The organism is Ornithinimicrobium sp. F0845, from assembly GCF_023015765.1.
GTDB lineage: Bacteria > Actinomycetota > Actinomycetes > Actinomycetales > Dermatophilaceae > Ornithinicoccus.
The window spans coordinates 1-327 of record NZ_JALKAL010000045.1 but is presented as its reverse complement, the minus strand read 5'-3'; the positions used below and the strand labels follow the sequence as shown (position 1 = coordinate 327).

General features: G+C 55.4%; 1 rRNA gene. It reads left to right on the top strand.

Annotation, left to right across the window (positions count from 1 at the left end):
* Nucleotides 1–327 (top strand): 23S ribosomal RNA (locus MWU75_RS19660); the annotation flags it as partial.

Sequence of the window (327 nt, the reverse complement as noted above, 5' to 3'; positions counted from 1 at the left end):
GCGAGCGAAAGCGGATGAGGCTAAACCGGGCGTGTGTGATAGACGGTAGTCGTTGCACGTTCGGGGTCGTGGGACACAGCTTCTCAGTTCTACCGGGCTGGGCTGGAGTGAGAAATTCTTGTTGTAGGCGGAAGGTTTGGAATAATCTGGCGTAGAGGGTGAGACCCCCGTAGCCGAAACAATGAGGACTCTGGTGTTGTGTTCCCAAGTAGTACGGGGCCCGAGAAATCCCGTACGAATCTGGCAGGACCACCTGCTAAGCCTAAATATTCCCTGGTGACCGATAGCGGACAAGTACCGTGAGGGAAAGGTGAAAAGTACCCCGGG